Below are 17,710 nucleotides of genomic sequence, written 5' to 3' on the forward strand. Positions count from 1 at the left end.
GGCTGCATTGGGGCTGCATTGGGGCCACGCTGGCGCCAACCTGGAGCCACGCAGGAGCCACGGCGAGTCATCACGAAATCGTGACGACTCGCCGCCGCGAATGTCCGACAATCGGGCCATGCCGCACGGTGCCGGCGCAGGCCGGCCCCGACTCTTCAATTGCCGTCACGCCTATGGACTCACTGAAACGCATCCTGATCGTCGAAGACGATGCCGACATCGCGAACGTGCTCGCGCTGCACCTGCGCGACGAGCGCTACGAGGTGGTCCACTGCGCGAACGGCGACGACGGCCTGCGGCGCCTGGAGCAGGGCGGCTGGGACGCGCTGATCCTGGACCTGATGCTGCCCGGCGTGGACGGCCTCGAGATCTGCCGGCGCGCACGCGCGATGGCGCGCTACACGCCGATCATCATCATCAGCGCGCGCTCGAGCGAGGTGCACCGGATTCTCGGCCTCGAGCTCGGCGCCGACGATTACCTTGCCAAGCCGTTCTCGATGCTGGAGCTGGTGGCGCGCGTGAAGGCGCTGCTGCGGCGCGTCGAGGCGCTCTCGCGCGACACGCGCGCCGAGGCCGGGCGCGTGGAGGTGGGCGGCCTGAGGCTCGATCCGCTCACGCGCGAGGCCGCCGTGGACGGCGCCGCGATCGACCTGACGCCGCGCGAATTCGACCTGCTCTATCACTTCGCGCGCCATCCCGGCAAGGCGTTCTCGCGCACCGATCTGCTCAACGCCGTATGGGGCTATCAGCACGAGGGCTACGAGCACACCGTGAACACCCACATCAACCGGCTGCGCGCCAAGATCGAGGCCGACCCGGCGCAGCCGGCGCGCATCCTGACGGTCTGGGGCCGCGGCTACAAGCTGGTCGCGCCGGGGCCGGCGGCCGGCGCGGGCCGCGAGGCATGATGCGGCGCCTGAGTCTGGGCCAGCGCCTGTCGCTGGTGTTCTCGGTGCTGCTGCTGGCCTGCTGCGGCGCCTCGGCGTGGCTGCAGATCCGCGCGAGCGACATGCACGAGAAGGAAGTGGTGCAGCGGCTGTCGCGCGACCTGGCCGGCCACATCGCGCGGAGCACGAGGCTGATGGACGACGGCGGCCTGCGGCAGGACGCGGTGCGCCGGCTGTTCGGCCAGCTGATGGGCGTGAATCCGAGCGTCGAGGTCTACCTGCTCGACAACGCAGGGCGCATCCGCGGCGACGACGCGCCGCCGGGCCGGGTGCGGCGCGAGCGCGTCGATCTCGCGCCGGTGGCGCGCTTCCTTGCCGGCCAGCCGCTGCCGATCCTGGGCGACGATCCGCGCAGCCTCGACGCGCGCAAGGTGTTCAGCGTCGCGCCGCTGCAGTTGCCGGGCCGCGCGCCGTCGGGCTACATCTACGTGGTGCTGCTCGGCGAGGCGCACGACGAGCTGGCCGCGCGCGTGGCGGCCAGCTCGGTGCTGCGTACCACGCTCTGGTCGATCGCGCTGGTGGCGCTGCTCGGGCTGCTGGCCGGCCTGACCGGGTTCGCGCTGATCACGCGGCCGCTGCGCCGCTTCTCCGAGGCGATGCGCCGCTTCGATGCGAACGGCGAGCCCGACGCGCAGCCGCCGCTGCCGCATTCGTCGGCGGCCGGGGCGCGCGACGAGATCGCCGTGCTCGAAACCACCTTTGAGCAGATGGCCGCGCGCATCGGCGCGCAGTGGCGCGCGCTCAAGCAGCAGGACCGCCAGCGCCGCGAGCTGATCGCGAACCTCTCGCACGACCTGCGCACGCCGCTGACCGCGCTGCACGGCTACCTGGAAACGCTCGCGCTGAAGGGCGCCGCGCTCGCGCCGGCCGAGCGCGAGCGCTATCTGTCGATCGCGCTGGCGCAGAGCGACAAGGTGGGGCGCCTCGCGCGCGCGCTGTTCGAGCTGGCGCGGCTCGAATCGGGGCTGGTGCAGCCCGCGCTCGAGGACGGCTCGCTCGTCGATCTGGTGCAGGACGTGCTGGCCAAGTTCGAGCTGGGCGCCAAGGCGCGCGGGATCACGCTCGACGCGCGGATCGAGCCGCGCCTGCCGAACGTGCATGCCGATTTCGGCATGATCGAGCGCGTGCTGACCAACCTGCTCGACAACGCGCTGCGCCACACGCCGGCAGGCGGCCAGGTGGCGGTGGAGCTGGCCGCGCACGGCGGCGCGGTCGGCGTGACCGTGCGCGACACCGGGCCCGGCGTGCCGGCGGCGCTGCGCGAGCGGCTGTTCCGGCGCTCGGTGGCAGCCTCGCCGAGCGCTCCGGACGGCGCGCCGGGCACGGGCGAGGCGCAGCGCGGCGGGCTCGGCCTGCTGCTCGTGCAGCGCATGCTGCAGTTGCACGACAGCGAGGCGCGGCTGGTCGACGATCCGCGCGGCGGCGCGGTATTCACGTTCGCGCTGCAGGCGGCCGGGACCGCCGCGCGTTAGCGCCGCCGGTGGCCGGAACTTCAATGGCTATTTCGAGAACGGGAGCGGACACCAGCGTGACGCAACACAATCCGGGGCTGATTCACGATCGGCATGGCGTGCCGCGCTGCTATTGGCAGCCGGACATGCCCGACTATCACGACGCCGAATGGGGCCTGCCGGTGGACGACGAACGGCGGCTGTTCGAGAAGATCTGCCTGGAAGGCTTCCAGTCCGGCATGGCCTGGATCACGATCCTGCGCAAGCGCGAGAACTTCCGCGCGGCGTTCGACGATTTCGATTTCCGGCGCATCGCCGGCTACGGCGAACCCGACATCGAGCGCCTGATGGCCGATGCCGGCATCGTGCGCAATCGCGCCAAGATCCGCTCGGTGATCAACAACGCGCGGCGTGCCATCGAGGCCGTGGACGCATTCGGTTCGCTGGCCGGCTGGCTCTGGCAATACGAGCCGGCGCCGGGTGCGCGGCCCGCCACGATCGATCTCGACTACTGGCGGGGCAACCCGACCTCGCCCGAGTCGCATGCGCTGTCGGCGGCGATGAAGCGGCGCGGCTGGACCTTCGTCGGGCCGACCAACATCCATGCGCTGATGCAGGCGGTCGGCATGGTCAACGATCACCTGACGGGCTGCGCCTGCCGCGAGACGGTCGAACGCGCGCGCCGCGAGTTCCGGCGGCCGGCCTGCCGCTGAGCCGCGCCGCCCGGGCCCGGCCGGCCGCCGGTTTGATCGGCCGGTCGGTCGGCGCGCTGGTCCGTCCCGCTCGGCCGCCTCGCTCGTCTGCGCCGCTCGGCCGCCTGGCTCAGCCGGCCGCCTCGCGCAGCTCGGCGAGCGCGCGCCGCTGGCGCCCGTCGGCGTCGAAGTTCTCCGGCGCGAGCCAGGCGGCGAAGGCCCGCTTCACGCGCGGCCATTCGATGTCGAGGATCGAATACCAGGCGGTGTCGCGCGAGCGGCCCTTGTAGACGATCGCCTGCCGGAACACGCCTTCGAAGCGGAAGCCGAGCCGCTCGGCGGCGCGCCGCGACGGCGCGTTCAGGCTGTCGCATTTCCATTCGTAGCGGCGGTAGCCGAGCGTGTCGAACGCGTAGGCCATCAGCAGATAGTGCGCCTCGGTGGACAGCGGCGTGCGCTGCAGGTCCGGCGAGAACGTCACGCTGCCCACCTCGATCACGCCGTGCGCCGCGTCCTGCCGCATCAGCGCGAGCGTGCCGACCGCGCGGCCGGTGGCGCGGTCGAGCACCGCGTAGTGGCGCGGGTCGGTGCTGCGCGCGGCGCCGTCGGCATAGGCGCGATATTGCTCGACGCTCGCGAACGGGCCGACGGGCAGGTAGGTCCAGTCGCGGCCGTCCGGCGCGCCGAGGTAGGCGGCGGCCAGATCGTCGGCATGGCGCGCCGCGTCGAGCGGTTCGAGCCGGCCGTGGCGGCCTTCGAGCGTGACGGCGGCGGGCAGCGCGCGTGCGCGCCAGCCTTCGACGGCCGGCCCGATCGGCTGGCCGTGTTCATTGGTGCGGGTGGACATCGGTTCCTCGGCGAGCGGCAAGAAGATGCGCCCACTGTAGTGGCGCCGCGGCCCGAAGGGAAGAACCCGTTGCGGCCGCAACGCTGGTGCCACGCACGCGCGGCGAGCCGGCGGCGGGCAGGGCGGGCCGTCAGGTCTTCAGGCCGTGGGGCCCGCCGTGGGCTCGGCCGCTTCGGCCAGGATCTGCCGGATCGCGCGCTCGAAGGCCTCGGCGGGCTGGCCGCCCGTCACCAGGTAGCGCTCGTTGAAGATGACCGACGGCACCGAGCTGATGCCCAGCGCCTGCGCTTCGCGCTCGGCCGCGCGCACCTCGCCGGCATAGGCGCCGCTTGCCAGCACCTCGCGCGCGCGTTCGGCGTCGAGCCCGGCGGCCTGCGCGGCGGCGGCCAGCAGCTCCGGATCGTCGGTGCGCTTGCCCTCGCCGTGGCAGGCGCGCAGCAGCTCGAGCTTGAGCGGCAGTTGCCTGCCCTCGAGGCCGGCCCAGTGCAGCAGGCGATGCGCGTCGAACGTGTTGTGGATGGCCTCGCGCTGGCCGAACGTGAAGCCCACGCTCGCGCCGCGCTCGCGGAGCATGGCCTGCGCTTCGGCGACCTGCTCGGGCGTGCGGCCGTATTTCTTGCCGATGTGCTCGACGATCGACTCGCCCTCCGGCCCCATGTTCGGATTCAGTTCGAACGGATGCATGCGGATCTGCACGTCGGCCGCGTCGCCCACGCGCTCGAGCGCGATCAGCAGCGAGGACAGGCCGACCGCGCACCACGGGCACGCGACGTCGGAAACGAAATCGATGGTCAACGGTTGAGACATGACGAAAATCCTGGCGGAACGCGATAGGCCGACAGGGTAGCGCGAATCGCGCGGGCCCGCAGGCGGCGCCGCGCCCGAGGCGCCCACTATCTGGGCCGCGCGGCCCGCGTTTTGCGTTTCGCGGCGCGAGCGTGTATCAGAGCGGAACGGCGGCCGTCGCGGCGATGCGGCGGCCGGCCACGAACCGTCACCCGACCGACTACCGATGACCGATACCACCGTTTCCTCCGATCCGAACCGACCCGCCGGCGCGCCGGCCGCCACGCTGCTGGTCGATGCCCGCCACGTGCTCGGCGAATGCGCGACCTGGTGCGGGCTCGCCCACGCGTTCTACTGGACCGACATCGAGGGGGCGCGGCTCTGGCGCCACCGCCCCGGCGCGACCCCCCGGACCGAAAGCTGGCCGATGCCCGAGCGGCTCGGCTGCTTCGCGCTGACCGAGGAGCGCGACGTGCTGCTGGTGGGGCTCGCCTCGCACCTGGCGCTGTTCGACCTGCGCGACGGCCGCTTCGAGCGCATCGTCGAGGTCGAGCCGGGGCAGCGCTCGCGCGTGAACGACGGGCGCTGCGACCGCGCCGGCAATCTGGTGTTCGGCATGAAGGACGAGCACGATCCGCTGCAGGCCACGACCGGCTTCTACCGGCTCAACGCGGACCGTTCGCTCGAACGGCTCGCGCTGCCGCCCGCGGCGATCGCCAACAGCATCGCGTTCTCGCCCGACGGCGCGCGCATGTACTTCTGCGATACGCTCACGCGACAGATCATGGTGTGCGACTACCGCCCCGACGGCCCGGTGGCGAAGGTGCGGCCCTTCGTGGCCCTGGCCGACGCGACGGGCGGCCCGGACGGCTCGACCGTCGATGCCGAGGGCGGCCTCTGGAACGCGCAGTGGGGCGGCGCGCGCGTGGTGCGCTACGACCCGAACGGCGTGGAGACGGATCGCATCGCGATCCCCACCACGCAGCCGAGCTGCCCGTCGTTCGGCCCGGCGCCCGAGCGCGCCGGCGAGCCGGCCGACGGCGCCGAGGGCTGGCGCACGCTCTACGTGACGAGCGCGCGCGAGGGCCTCGACGGTGACGCGCTCGCCGCCGATCCGCACGCGGGCGGCGTGTTCGTCGCGGCCACCGCCTATCGCGGGCTGCCGGAGCCGCGCTTCCCGCTGCGCGGCGCGCGCTGAGTACGGGCGGGCGCCCCGCGGGCTACGGGCGGCGCCGCGCCGCCGCGAGCCGCCCGCGCAGCAGCGGCAGCGCCACCTCGCTCCAGAACGGCGGCGAGACCATGCCGCTCGACCTGCCGCCATGCGCGAACGCCGGCACCTGGGCGGGCTGCCGCAGCGACAGCGGCTGCCCGGTCAGATCGGCATAGGCCGAGGCGATGCAGGCCTCGAACGCCTCGTCCGAGTCCGGCAGCGGCACGCCGGCCAGCCGTGCGCGCAGCGCGTCCCACAGATGCGGATCGCCGCGCAGCCCCCACCGCTCGGGCGGCGGATCGAACAGCGCGGCCAGGCCGTGCCGCGGCACGGCATGCGCAAGCAGATCCTCGCGCGTATCGACATCGCGCAGCACGCCCGGATCGTCTACCTCGATGTGCTCGACCGGATGCGAGCCGAGCAGCGCGCGGGCGCCGGCATCGCCGCCCAGCGCGGCGAGCGCCTCGCCGTGCACGGCCGCGAAGCCGACCGGATGGCCGCGCCGGCCGCCGTGCCGGGGGGCCGCGATGCCCGCGCGGCCGGTCGTGATGGCCTGCGCCACGGCACGGATCGCGGCCGTGCCGATCCACGGCATGTCGCCAAGCGCGACCAGCCAGCCGCCCGCCTCGCGCGTGGCGCGCACGGCGGCGGCCAGGCTCGCGCCCATTCCCTGTTTCGACGCCTCGGCCGGCAGCACGCGGCAGCCGGCGCCGGCCAGGTAGTCGGCCAGCCGCCCGGCGCCGGGCCGCACCACGGCGTGGACCTCGGGCGTCACGGCGAGCAGGCGGCGCGCGGCGGCCACCGCCACCGGCGTGCCGTCGGGCAGCGCGGCGAGCAGCTTGCTGTCGCGGCCGCGCGGATCGAAGCGGGTGCCGAGGCCGGCGGCGAGCAGCACGCCGACGAGCGCCGGGGAGCGGACGGGATCTGGCATCGAAGCAAGCGGTGGCGGCAGGTGAGGGCGATTGTGCGATCGGCCCCGGCGAATCGCAAGCGGGGCCGGCCGCAAGGCGCATGATGCGGGGGCTTGCGCAGCCTGGCGGGACGCGCGGCGCAAGCCGGGCCGCCCCGGCGCCGGCTCAAGCGCCGCCGGTCTCGCCGCGCGCGTAGCGCGCGAGGAACAGGTCGGCCGTCGTTTCCGCGAGCCGCAGGCGCGCCTCGCCGTCCACGGCCGGCTGGCCCATCGCCACCTGCGGCCAGAAGGCGAACGATTTCACGAGCCCCTGCAACTGCTGCGCGGCAAACGGCGCATCGTCGGTGGCGAGGCGCCCGGCGGCGGCGGCCTCGCGAACCCAGACCGTCAGGTCCTCCTCGCGCTCGCCGAGCCGCACCACCATCTCCCTCGCCCGTTCGGGGGAATGCATCGCGGCCGCGATCGCGACGCGCACCAGCGCCAGGAAGGTTTCGTCGCTGAGCAGCCGCAGCTTGCGCAGCAGCAGTTCGATCAATTGGCCGCGCAGCGGCGCGGCGGGCCGGTAGGCGGGCGCGTCGCCGGCGCGCGTCGCCTCCCACAGCCGCTGCAGGATCGCCGCGAACAGCGCCTCCTTGCTCGGGAAGTGGTTGTAGACGGTGCGCTTCGACACCTGCGCACTGGCCGCGATGCGGTCCATGCTGGTCGCGTCGTAGCCGGCCGAGAGGAATTCGTCGATCGCCGCGCCGACGATCGCGGCGCGTTTCCGGTCGGTCAGGCGGGTGGGGGGAGCGTGGGAATCCATCGGCAAATTTTATACCGGACGGTTTACTTTTCTCGAAAATAAACTACACTGGCGAGTCTACTTTTTGCGCCGGACCGATTCGATGACTTCCGTTACCCGCCGGCTCGGCCGCCTGCTCGGGATGGCCGCCGCAAGACGCTCGCGGGCGTGGGCTGCGGCGTCGCCGCAGCACGACGGCGAGCGCTTTCGCAACCTGCGGCCGCGCCCGGCGGAGGGCGCAGGCAAGAGGTTGTCGATCGCCTGGAACGTGCTCTTCAAGAAGCCGGGCGGCACGGCGCCGGCCGCCGCGCTGCCGGTGGACGCGCTCACGCGCGCCGGGCTCGAGGCCGCGCCCGACCGGAGCCTGTTCCGGCTCGGCCACTCGACCCTGCTGCTGAAGCTGCGCGGCCGCTTCTGGCTGACCGATCCGGTGTTCGCCGAGCGCGCCTCGCCGTTGCGGCGCTTCGGCCCGAAGCGCTTCCACGCGCCGCCTGTCGCACTGGCGGACCTGCCGCCGCTGGCCGGCGTGATCCTCTCGCACGACCACTACGATCACCTCGATCGCGACACGGTGCTCGCGCTCGCGGCCGGCACCGGCGTGTTCCTGACGCCGCTCGGCGTCGGCGACCGGCTGATCGAATGGGGCATTGACGCGGCGAAGGTGCGCCAGTTCGACTGGTGGCAGGGCACCGAACTGCACGGCGTCGCGTTCACGGCCACGCCCGCGCAGCATTTCTCGGGGCGCAGCCTGTTCGACGGCGATCGCACGCTGTGGGCCTCGTGGACCATCGTCGAGGGCGGCCTGCGCGTGTTCTTCAGCGGCGACACCGGCTATTTCGACGGCTTTCGCGAGATCGGCGAGCGCTGCGGCCCGTTCGACGTGACGCTGCTGGAGACGGGCGCCTACGACGCACAATGGCCCTACGTCCACATGCAGCCCGAGCAGACCGTGCAGGCCCACGTGGACCTGCGCGGCCGCTGGCTGGTGCCGGTCCACAACGGCACCTTCGATCTGGCGATGCACCGCTGGCAGGAGCCGTTCGAGCGCGTGTTCGGGCTCGCCGCCGCGCGCGGGATCGCGCTCGCCACGCCGCGCATGGGCGAGCGGCTCGATCTGCAGGCGCCGCATCGCGGCGAGCGCTGGTGGCGCGCCGTGGCCGACGCGCCGGCGAAGCCCGCGCGCTGGCGCGGCTGGCGCGGCGGCCGCGAGGACGCGTCCGGGGTGTGAGGCCGCCCGCTGCCTGGGCCGGCTGCGCCGGGCGGTGCGCTGGGCCGATGCGTGCGCGGCATCCGCGATCCGCCGCCGCGCTCGCGAGCCGTGACGGCGGCCGTCAGCGCCGCCGCGCCAGCTTCACGCGCGCCGTCTCGTGCTCGGCGGCGCACAGCGCATCCTCGTAGACGAACTCGCCGCCGACCAGCGCCGCCACCGCCACGCCGTCGCGATAGAGCACGCGGTTGCCGGCCAGCGCCGCTACCTTGCGGCCCGGCAGCAGCGTGCCGGCCAGATTCAGCGGATCGGCGCCGCTGACCACGGTCCACTGGCCGTCGGCCGGCTGCCGGCGCAGCTCGCGCAGCACCGGGATCGCCTCGGGCAGCGCGAACTGCTCGCCCGCCAGCCCGGCCACGAAACGTCCGCCGCGAATCTCGCCGCGCGCCTCGAGCCGCTGGTACACGCGCAGCAGGTCGCGCCACGGCGGCAGCCACGCGGCCTCGCGCTCGAGCAGCCGCCAGAACACCACGCCGTAGCGGCGCAGCAGCGTCCAGGCGATGTGCTCGAGCGCCTCGCGCGGCGCCGGGCCCGCAGCGCTGGTGCGCGAGGTGCCGGCGCGGGCCAGGGGTTCGCCGCCTGCGCCGTCGATGCCGTCGCGGTGCGCCGCGGCCGCATCGGCCTCGGCGCCGGCGGCCGCCGTCACGGGCACGGGCCGCCGCACCAGCGCCCAGCGCCCGGCGTCGTCCATGCCGCCGATCAGCGCGCCGCCGCGGCGCGTGCGCGGCGAGTAGTACGCGCTGCGCTTGACGGCGGGACGCAGCAGCGCGCGCAGCCCGGCGAAGCTGTCGGCGTTCACGCGGCCGGCCGCGACGAGTTCGCCGAGGGCCTGCTCTAGTTCGACGGGCAGCAGGCGTGCGTCGTCGACGAGTTCGTCGAAGAACATCGCACCGTGCGCGGCCAAGGCGTCGTGCACGCGCTGCGCGCGCGCCGACAGCGCCGGCTGCGCGCGTTCGTCGTGCAGCGCCTGCCAGGCGCCGACGTTGCGGCGCGGCAGCAGCACGATCGGCGTGGTCTTCAGCGGGCCGGCGGCGGTTTTCGCGGCGCCGCGCGGGCCGCGCCCGCCGCCTGCGCCCGCGTCGGCCGCCGGCGCGCGCTCGCCCGGCGAGCGTGCCGGCGGCGCGATGCGGGTCCAGACGACGCGGCCCGAGCGGCACAGCTCGTCGATGCCGCCCGTCGCGTAGTCGGCCACGCGGGCCGGCAGCAGGTCGTCTTCCCACGCGCCGGCGGCCGCCTCGAAGCCCTCGAGCTGCTCGATCACGGCGGCCAGCGCCTCGCGGCCCATGCCGCGCGTATCGGCGCTCAGGTGCTGCCAGTGGAACAGGAAGCGCATGAAATCGGCGCGCTCCACGGGCTCGATCTCGCGGCGCAGGCGCTTGACCGTATAGCGATGAATCCGCGCGAGCAGATGGCGCTCGCACCACTCCTCGGCGAGGGCGCCCGGCGTGAAGCGCCCGCGCATCACGTAACCCTCGCTTTCGAGCGCGACCAGTGCGGCTTCCACGGCGGCCTGCGGCAGCCCGAGCGGCGCGGCGATCGCCGCGGCCGGCAGCGGCCCGAAGCCGGTCAGCCGCGCGCGGATCACGTCGAGCAGCGCGGTGTCGGCCGTCCACGGCGTGCCGCCGCGCTCGGGCGCGGCGAGCGCCGGCTCCAGGCGCGCCTCGGGATGCAGCGCGCGCAGGCAGGCCACGCGTTCGGCGCCGAGCCACAGCGCCCGGCCGTCGGCAAGCCGCAGCGCGGCCACGCGCCGGGCGGCCGCCAGCTTCGTCAGCGCCGCGAGCCAGCCGTGGTGCGCGCGCGCTTCCTCGTCGGACACGCAAGCCAGGCTGGTGAGCGCGTCGTGGACTTCGTCGGCGTCGCGCACCGCCGGCCACGCTTGCTCGCGCACCGCGTCGATCGCATCGGCATCGAGCGCGCCCAGATCGTCGGCCGATTCGGGATCGGTCCAGCGGCGCGCCAGCACGGCCTGGGTGCGGCGCTCCTCGAGCGGCGCGTCGTCGAGGAACGCATAGGGCTTGGCGTTGAGGATCTCGGCGGCAAGCGGCGAGGGCGCCGGCAGGTCGCGCGCGATCAGCTCGATTTCGCCGGCCTCGATGCGCGCGAGCAGCGCGAGCCAGCCCTCGGTGTCGAGCGCCTCGTGCAGGCAGTCGTCGAGCGTCTGGTCGACGAGCGGATGGCGCGGCACCTCGCGCTCGCCGACGAGATTCTCGGCGCAGGCCACCTGGTCGGGGAACACCGTCGCGAGCAGGTCCTCGCTCTTCATGCGCTGCAGTTGCGGCGCGGTGCGGCGCCCGCCCGTGTAGCGCGGCAGCGCGAGCGAGGTGGTGGCGTTCCAGCGCCAGCGCACGCCGAACAGCGGGGCGTCGAGCAGCGCCTGCACCAGCACGTGCTCGGCCGTGGCGGTGCGCAGGTAGCGCCAGACGTCGGACAGCACGAAGCTGTGCGCGAGCGACAGGGAGAGGATGATCGCGTCGTCGGTGGCGGCCGCCTGCAGCTCGAAGTTGAACGCGCGGCAGAAGCGCTTGCGCAGCGCGAGCCCCCAGGCGCGGTTGATGCGGGTGCCGTAGGGCGAGTGGATCACCAGCTGGGTGCCGCCCGATTCGTCGAAGAAGCGCTCCATCACGAGCGTGTCGCGGGTCGGCAGCGCGCCGAGCGCGGCCCGCGCGCGCGCGAGGTATTCGACGATCTGGCGCGCGGCCTCGTCCGGCAGGCCGAGCGAGCCGGTGAGCCAGGCCAGCGCGGGCGCGAGCCGGCTCGGCGCGAGTTCCGGCGCGGGGTCGGCCGCGCCGGCGCCGGCCGCGGCCGGATGGGCGGGAGGCGAGGCGTGCGCCGCCCGCCGTCCTGCGCGCGCCGTGTCGATCGCACGCGAGGCGGCCGGCCGCGCCGCGTCGAGTTCGCCCTGTTCGAGCAGCGCGTCGATCTGCGCGCGCAGCCGCGCCACGCCGGCCGACAACTCGTCGCTGCGCCCCGGCGCCTCGCCGAGCCAGAACGGCAGGTTCGGCGCCTGCCCGCGCGCATCCTCCACGCGCACGCGGCCCGTCTCCACACGCAGGATGCGGTACGACTGGTTGCCGAGCTGGAACACGTCGCCCGCCAGGCTCTCCACCGCGAAATCCTCGTTGACGGTGCCGATCTGGGTTCCCTGCGGTTCGAGCAGCACCGTGTAGTCGGCGTTGTCGGGGATCGTGCCGCCCGAGGTCACGGCGGTCAGCCGCGCGCCGCGTCGGGCGCGCACGGTGCCGGTGCTGCGGTCGCGATGCAGGTAGGCGCGGCGCGGGCCGCGCCGGCTCGAGAACCCCTCGGCCAGCATCGCCAGCACCTCGTCGAAACGCTCGCGCGACAGGTCCGCATAGGGCGCGGCGTGCGTGAAGCGCCGCCAGAGCTCGGTCTCGTCCCATTCGGCGCAGGTCACCTCGGCGACGATCTGCTGCGCGAGCACGTCGAGCGGCGCGCGCGGCACGCGCAGCCGGTCTAGCTCGCCGCGCGCCACGCAGTCGAGCAGCGCCGCGCACTCCACCAGCTCGTCGCGCGAGAGCGGGAACAGGCGCCCCTTCGGCGTGCCGCCGACCTGGTGGCCCGAGCGCCCGACCCGCTGCAGGAACGGCGCGATGCCGCGCGGCGAGCCGATCTGGCAGACCAGCTCGACCTCGCCGATGTCGATGCCCAGCTCGAGCGAGGCGGTGGCCACCAGCAGCTTCAGCCGGCCGTGCTTGAGGCGCTGCTCGGCGTCGAAGCGGGATTCCTTGGCGAGGCTGCCGTGGTGCGCGGCGATCAGGTCGTGGCCGAGCCGCTCGCCGAGATGGCGCGCGAGCCGCTCCGCCATGCGCCGCGTGTTGACGAACACCAGCGTCGTGCGATGCCCTGCCGCCAGCTCGGCGATGCGGTCGTAGACGCGCTCCCAGACGTCGTTGGCCATCACCGGCTCGAGCGGCACGGGCGGCAGTTCGAGCGCGAGATCGCGCTCGCGTGCGTGGCCGACGTCGACGATCGCGCAGTCGGCGGGCCAGGCCGCCGCGGCCGCCTCGGGCGTTGCCGTCGCGGCGGCCGCGCGCCGGGGCCGGCGCGGGCGCCCGCCCGCTGCCGGGTGGGGCGGCGGGGCGCTCGCGCCCGATCCCTCCGATGCGCACGGTTCGCCTGATTCTTCCGATTGTCCCGATTCTTCCGATTGGCCGGCCCCTGCCGGGCCGGGCGCGCTGTCGTGCGCCGCGCGGTTGGCCGCCTCGCCGCTGCGGGCGTCGGCTCGCTCCGTCTGCGGGTGCGCCGCCGCGTCCTTGCCGCCCACCAGGAAGCGCGCGACCAGCCCGATCGGCCGCTGCGTCGCCGACAGGCCGATGCGCGGCAGCGGCCGGCCCACCAGCGCGTCGAGCCGTTCGAGCGTCAGCGACAGGTGGCTGCCGCGCTTGTTGCCGGCCAGCGCGTGGATCTCGTCGACGATCGCGGTGCGCACCGTCGAGAGCATGCGCCGCCCCGATTCCGACGACAGCAGCACATACAGCGATTCCGGCGTGGTCACGAGGATATGCGGCGCGCGCTTGCGCTGCGCGTTGCGTTCGGCCGGCGTGGTGTCGCCGGTGCGCACGGCGGTGCGGATCTCGGGGACCGGCAGGCCGCGCCGCGCGAGCTCGCGCGCGATGCCGGCGAGCGGGGCGTCGAGGTTCACGCGGATGTCGTTGGACAGCGCCTTGAGCGGCGACACATACACCACCAGCGTCGCGTCGGGCAGCATGCCGTCGTGAGCGAGCGCGTCGCGCACCAGATCGTCGATCGCGCAGAGGAACGCCGTGAGGGTTTTGCCCGAGCCGGTGGGCGCCGCCACCAGCGTCGAGCGGCCGGCCTTGATGAGCGGCCAGGCGCGCGCCTGCGCGCCGGTGGGCGCGGCGAAGGTATGCGCGAACCAGCCGGCGACGGCCGGATGGAACGCGGCGAGCGCGGGGTCGGCGGGCTGGGCGGCGGCGGCCCCCAGCGGGGCGGAAACGGGCAGCGGCAACGGATCGGACAAGTGGATGAGCGCGGCGCGCGACGAAGGTGTGAGGTCCAGTGTGCCAGACCCGCGAGGTGTCTGCCGGGGGCCGGATCGAGGCGGTTCAGGACGAACCGGGGCGGGCCCGCGCCGGCGGCCCGCCGTGCCGCCGGCGCGGGCTCGTGCAGCAGATGGGGACGGCGGCGCCGATCGCAATGGCGGCGGTGCCGACTCGCGTGCCGGCGGCGCCGCCGCTGTCATCGCGCAGTCGCGCCCGCGCCGCCTGCGTCACGCCCGGCGCCTGGCCGGCCGCTCAGCGCCCCGGCTCGTAGAACAGCGCGAACAGCTCCGATTGCGAGCTGACGCCGAGCTTCGCGTAGATATGTTTCTTGTGCGCGCGCACGGTCTCGAACGAGATCGTCAGCCGCTCGGCGATCGCGCGCGTGGAGAATCCGCTCAGGCCGAGCCGCACCACTTCCACCTCGCGCGCGGTCAGCGGTGCGTGCCCGCGCTGCTGCACCACGCGGTCGAAATGCTCGACATAGCCGGCTTCGTCGCGCGCGGCCACGGCCGCGGCGGCATCGACGGCTTCCACCGGGCCGGTTGCCGCGCCCTGGGCGCTGCCGCCGGTGAAGGTTTCATAAGGCAGGCGCTGGCGCATCAGCGCGATCACCCATGGCGCCACCAGCGCGAAGCTGGCGAGGTCGCGCTCGCCGTAGCGGCGCGTCGCGCCGAGCGAGAAGATCAGCGTGTGGCCGGCATCGATCGCGTGATTGAACTGCACCTCGTCGCCGATGATGTTGCGCTTGAAATAGCGCTGGTAGTAATCGGTCATTCTGAAATTGTCGGGCGCGACCGATTCGAGCGTGACGAGCCCCGAGACGGGCCGCTCGCAGGCGGCGATATAGAACGGGTCGAGCTGGTAGAGCGCGCCCAGGTAGCTCTGGAACATCTGGTCGACGGTGCCGTCGGGCGTCGGCGATTCGGCGCACACGAGCGGCGCGCGATCGCGCGCGAACAGCAGCCCGACCCAGCTGTCGAACGGCGCGAAGCGCTGCAGCACGCGGGCGAGGCGGGTCCAGAAGTCGGCGCTGTCGAGCGCATCGATCAGCGTCGCGACGTGGTGGTGAAACGCGAGATCCCGCCAGTCGAGTTCCATGTGTCCTCCGATCGTGGTAACCCAGGTGGGGAATTCCTGGACAAAAATAACGTCCCGATAATAGCGCCACGCCGCCGCCCGAGCGGCCGGCGAAATGCGAGCGCGAGTCTATCGGCCCGCCATACAGGAGGCAAGCAATGCAAATCGAACTCGCCCAGATTCCGGTCGCCGACGGCAAGATCGCACCGAATCTGGCCCGCGTGACCGAGGTGATCCGCGCGCGGCGCGACGGCACCGACCTGATCGTCTTCCCCGAGACCACGCTGACGGGCTTCCCGACGCGCGAGAGCGTGCGCGACGTGGCCGAGGCGCTCGACGGCCCGTCGGTCGCCGCGGTGCGCGAGGCGGCCCGCGCGGCCGGCGTGGGCGTGGCGGTGGGCTTCGCGGAGCGCGACGGCGGCCGCTTCTTCAACACCACGCTGCTGATCGACGCGCATGGCGAGATCGCGCTGCGCTACCGGAAAACGCACCTCTGGGCGTCCGACGTCGGCGTGTTCGAGCCCGGCGATCGCTACGCCGTCTGCGAATTCAAGGGCATGACGGTGGGCCTCTTGATCTGCTACGACATCGAGTTCCCGGAGACTGCGCGCGCCATCGCCTCGCTCGGTGCCGACCTGCTGATCGTCACCAACGGCAACATGGACCCGTTCGGCCCCGTGCATCGCCGCGCGATCGTCGCGCGCGCGATGGAGAACCAGATGTTCGCCGCGCTCGTGAACCGGATCGGCGACGGCGACGACAACCTGACCTTCCCCGGCGAGTCGGCGCTGATCGGCCCCTCGGGCGACGTGCTGGGCGAGCTGCGCGGCGAGGACGCGGTGCTCTGCGTGAGGCTCGATCCGACGCTGCTGGCCGCGAGCCGCGAGCACTACAGCTATCTGCACGACGCGCGGGTGGGCCTCGTGCTGCACGACGATCCGCAGGACGCCGCGGCCGCGCCGTTCGACGGCCGCGGCCGCGTGATCCGCGCGCGCTGAGCGGATCGTCATTTCGTTTGCCGCTGGTTGTTTTTGCCGTTCGTTTTGCGCTGTCCGTTTTCGCCGTAACCACCCATGATCCCCATGCCGCCACCGCGGCGCCCCGGCGTGCCGACCGGCCACGCCGTCACGCGGTGCGGCGCCGTGCAACCTGGTGTTTTGCGTTCGGACGCGCCTGGCGCGTTCACTGGAGACCCGACCATGACTCAATCCTCCCCGGCGCGGCTCGCGGCCGGCCACGAGCCGCACCTGAAGCGCGCGCTCGGTCTGCCGTCCGTGCTGCTGTTCGGCCTTGCCTACATGGCCCCGCTGATCGTCTACGGCACCTACGGCGTGCTGGCCGGCGCGAGCCAGGACACGGCCGCGCTCGCCTACCTGCTGGCGCTGATCGCGATCGTGTTTACCGCGCTCAGCTACGGCAAGCTCGCGCGGCTGTTCCCGGTGGCGGGCTCGGCCTACACCTATACGCGCAAGAGCTTCAACGCGCATCTGGGCTTCCTGGTCGGCTGGGCCACGCTGCTCGACTACTTCTTCCTGCCGATGGTGATCTGGCTGATCGGCGCGGCCTATCTGGGCGCGGCGTTCCCGTCGGTTCCGGCATGGATCTGGATCGTGGCGTTCATCGTGCTGACCAGCGCGCTGAACATCCTCGGCATCGAGCTGGCGACCCGCTTCAACATCGTGCTGATGCTGGTGCAGCTCGTGATCGTGGCGCTGTTCGTGGTGCTGTGCTGCCACTACGCGCTGGCCGCGGCGGGGCCGGGCGGGCTGGCCGCGGCGCAGCCGTTCTTCAACGCCAAGGTGCCGCTGTCGGCCACCATGGCCGGCGCCGCCATCGCCGCGTATTCGTACCTCGGCTTCGACGCCGTCTCGACCTTGACCGAGGAAACCGTCGAACCCGAGAAGACCATCCCGCGCGCGATCGTGCTGATCGCGCTGATCGGCGGCGCGATCTTCGTGATCGCGGCCTATACGCTGCAGCTCGCGCATCCGGGCGCGGTATTCAAGGACCCCGATTCGGCCGCGTTCGAGATCGCCAAGAAAGTGGGCGGCGACGTGTTCGTGTCGGTGTTCCTCGCCGGGCTGATCCTCGCGCAGTTCGCCTCCGGCATCTCGGCGCAGGCCAGCGTCGGCCGGCTGCTCTATGCGATGGGCCGCGACGAGGTGCTGCCGCGCCGGATCTTCGGCTACGTGCACCCGCGCTTTCGCACGCCGGCGCTCAACATCGGGTTCGCCGGCATCGTCGGGCTGATCGCGCTCAAGCTCGACGTGGCCACCTCCACCTCGTTCATCAACTTCGGCGCGTTCCTCGCGTTCACGGCCGTCAACCTCTGCGTGATGCGCCAGTACCTGGTCACGCCGCCGGCGCAGCGCCGCTTCGGGCCGGTCGGCGGGCTGCTGTTTCCGGCGCTCGGCGCGATCGCCGATGTCTGGCTGCTGCTGAGCCTCGAAAAATCGGCGCTCGTGCTCGGCGCGATCTGGTTCGTGCTCGGCCTGGCCTACCTCGGCTGGCTGACGCGCGGTTTTCGCCAGGCGCCGCCTGACATCGCGGTGTGAGGCATGCCGGCCCGGCGTGGCGGCGGTTCGCCGGGCCGCGGCCGGCATGCAGTTGCGACACCGCACGACGCATCCCGACGGCCGTCGGCGCGCGGCCCGTGGGCCAGCAATAGCCGCCTTTGACGCCGTTCGACGGCTGGCCGCCGCGGCGCTGCCGCCCGGAAAC

Annotated in this window: 11 protein-coding genes and 2 pseudogenes; 7 read left to right on the forward strand and 6 right to left on the reverse strand. The window is 73.3% G+C overall.

The window, feature by feature from the left end:
- Positions 1–173: 173 nt before the first annotated feature.
- The 3 genes from KS03_RS06675 to KS03_RS06685 are packed head-to-tail and all read left to right on the forward strand — an operon-like array spanning position 174 to position 3,111.
- The gene (locus KS03_RS06675; protein WP_015877583.1) at positions 174–908 is read left to right on the forward strand and encodes a response regulator transcription factor; all 735 of its coding nucleotides are present in this window, start codon (positions 174–176) and stop codon (positions 906–908) included.
- Positions 908–2,419, forward strand: a complete 1,512-nt coding sequence (locus KS03_RS06680) for a sensor histidine kinase (protein WP_035981911.1) — start codon at positions 908–910, stop codon at positions 2,417–2,419. Before KS03_RS06675 ends, KS03_RS06680 begins: the two co-directional genes overlap by 1 nt.
- A 23-nt stretch (positions 2,420–2,442) precedes the next feature.
- Entirely contained in the window at positions 2,443–3,111 is a 669-nt protein-coding gene (locus tag KS03_RS06685) for a DNA-3-methyladenine glycosylase I (RefSeq protein ID WP_045678737.1), read from the forward strand.
- Between the two features lie 118 nt (positions 3,112–3,229).
- Here the strand turns inward: KS03_RS06685 and KS03_RS06690 are convergent.
- Positions 3,230–3,937 (reverse strand): annotated as a pseudogene (locus tag KS03_RS06690) (GNAT family N-acetyltransferase); the annotation flags it as partial.
- A 138-nt stretch (positions 3,938–4,075) separates the two neighbouring features.
- Positions 4,076–4,744 carry a DsbA family oxidoreductase gene (locus tag KS03_RS06695; RefSeq protein WP_015877579.1) on the reverse strand — a complete coding sequence of 223 codons (669 nt, stop codon included), beginning with the start codon at positions 4,742–4,744 and terminating at the stop codon, positions 4,076–4,078.
- 205 nt (positions 4,745–4,949) lie between these two features.
- On the opposite strand from KS03_RS06695, the gene KS03_RS06700 reads away from it, so the two are divergent.
- On the forward strand, positions 4,950–5,921 hold the full coding sequence (locus KS03_RS06700) for an SMP-30/gluconolactonase/LRE family protein (RefSeq protein ID WP_015877578.1): 972 nt from the start codon (positions 4,950–4,952) through the stop codon (positions 5,919–5,921).
- Positions 5,922–6,276: 355 nt separating this feature from the next.
- Here KS03_RS06700 and KS03_RS32680 read toward each other — a convergent pair.
- Positions 6,277–6,864, reverse strand: a pseudogene (locus tag KS03_RS32680) (nucleotidyltransferase family protein); the annotation flags it as partial.
- 145 nt (positions 6,865–7,009) lie between these two features.
- The gene (locus KS03_RS06710) at positions 7,010–7,645 is read right to left on the reverse strand and encodes a TetR/AcrR family transcriptional regulator (RefSeq protein WP_015877576.1); all 636 of its coding nucleotides are present in this window, start codon (positions 7,643–7,645) and stop codon (positions 7,010–7,012) included.
- An 82-nt stretch (positions 7,646–7,727) separates the two neighbouring features.
- On the opposite strand from KS03_RS06710, the gene KS03_RS06715 reads away from it, so the two are divergent.
- Positions 7,728–8,852, forward strand: a complete 1,125-nt coding sequence (locus tag KS03_RS06715; protein ID WP_015877575.1) for an MBL fold metallo-hydrolase — start codon at positions 7,728–7,730, stop codon at positions 8,850–8,852.
- Between the two features lie 103 nt (positions 8,853–8,955).
- On the opposite strand, the gene KS03_RS06720 is transcribed toward KS03_RS06715, so the two are convergent.
- Positions 8,956–13,854, reverse strand: coding sequence for a DEAD/DEAH box helicase (locus tag KS03_RS06720; protein WP_015877574.1), 4,899 nt, complete (start codon positions 13,852–13,854; stop codon positions 8,956–8,958).
- Positions 13,855–14,164: 310 nt separating this feature from the next.
- A complete protein-coding gene (locus tag KS03_RS06730; protein ID WP_015877573.1) occupies positions 14,165–15,010 on the reverse strand; it encodes a helix-turn-helix transcriptional regulator in 846 nt (281 codons plus the stop codon).
- 137 nt (positions 15,011–15,147) lie between these two features.
- Here KS03_RS06730 and KS03_RS06735 point away from each other — a divergent pair, with 137 nt between their 5' ends.
- Both KS03_RS06735 and KS03_RS06740 read left to right on the forward strand, forming a co-directional pair.
- Positions 15,148–15,987: a carbon-nitrogen hydrolase family protein gene (locus KS03_RS06735; RefSeq protein WP_015877572.1), complete on the forward strand. Its 840-nt coding sequence runs from the start codon at positions 15,148–15,150 to the stop codon at positions 15,985–15,987.
- 201 nt (positions 15,988–16,188) lie between these two features.
- Complete coding sequence (locus tag KS03_RS06740; RefSeq protein WP_015877571.1) at positions 16,189–17,544, forward strand: APC family permease; 1,356 nt, start codon at positions 16,189–16,191, stop codon at positions 17,542–17,544.
- Positions 17,545–17,710: the final 166 nt, after the last annotated feature.

The organism is Burkholderia glumae LMG 2196 = ATCC 33617 (assembly GCF_000960995.1).
Lineage (GTDB): Bacteria > Pseudomonadota > Gammaproteobacteria > Burkholderiales > Burkholderiaceae > Burkholderia > Burkholderia glumae.

What these genes read in the sequence shown, in the direction of transcription:
- KS03_RS06675 (WP_015877583.1), top strand. Translation starts at nt 174, where the DNA reads ATGGACTCACTGAAACGCATCCTGATCGTCGAAGACGATGCCGACATC.
- KS03_RS06680 (WP_035981911.1), top strand. Translation starts at nt 908, where the DNA reads ATGCGGCGCCTGAGTCTGGGCCAGCGCCTGTCGCTGGTGTTCTCGGTG.
- KS03_RS06685 (WP_045678737.1), top strand. Translation starts at nt 2,443, where the DNA reads ATGGCTATTTCGAGAACGGGAGCGGACACCAGCGTGACGCAACACAAT.
- KS03_RS06695 (WP_015877579.1), bottom strand. Translation starts at nt 4,744, where the DNA reads ATGTCTCAACCGTTGACCATCGATTTCGTTTCCGACGTCGCGTGCCCG.
- KS03_RS06700 (WP_015877578.1), top strand. Translation starts at nt 4,950, where the DNA reads ATGACCGATACCACCGTTTCCTCCGATCCGAACCGACCCGCCGGCGCG.
- KS03_RS06710 (WP_015877576.1), bottom strand. Translation starts at nt 7,645, where the DNA reads ATGGATTCCCACGCTCCCCCCACCCGCCTGACCGACCGGAAACGCGCC.
- KS03_RS06715 (WP_015877575.1), top strand. Translation starts at nt 7,728, where the DNA reads ATGACTTCCGTTACCCGCCGGCTCGGCCGCCTGCTCGGGATGGCCGCC.
- KS03_RS06730 (WP_015877573.1), bottom strand. Translation starts at nt 15,010, where the DNA reads ATGGAACTCGACTGGCGGGATCTCGCGTTTCACCACCACGTCGCGACG.
- KS03_RS06735 (WP_015877572.1), top strand. Translation starts at nt 15,148, where the DNA reads ATGCAAATCGAACTCGCCCAGATTCCGGTCGCCGACGGCAAGATCGCA.
- KS03_RS06740 (WP_015877571.1), top strand. Translation starts at nt 16,189, where the DNA reads ATGACTCAATCCTCCCCGGCGCGGCTCGCGGCCGGCCACGAGCCGCAC.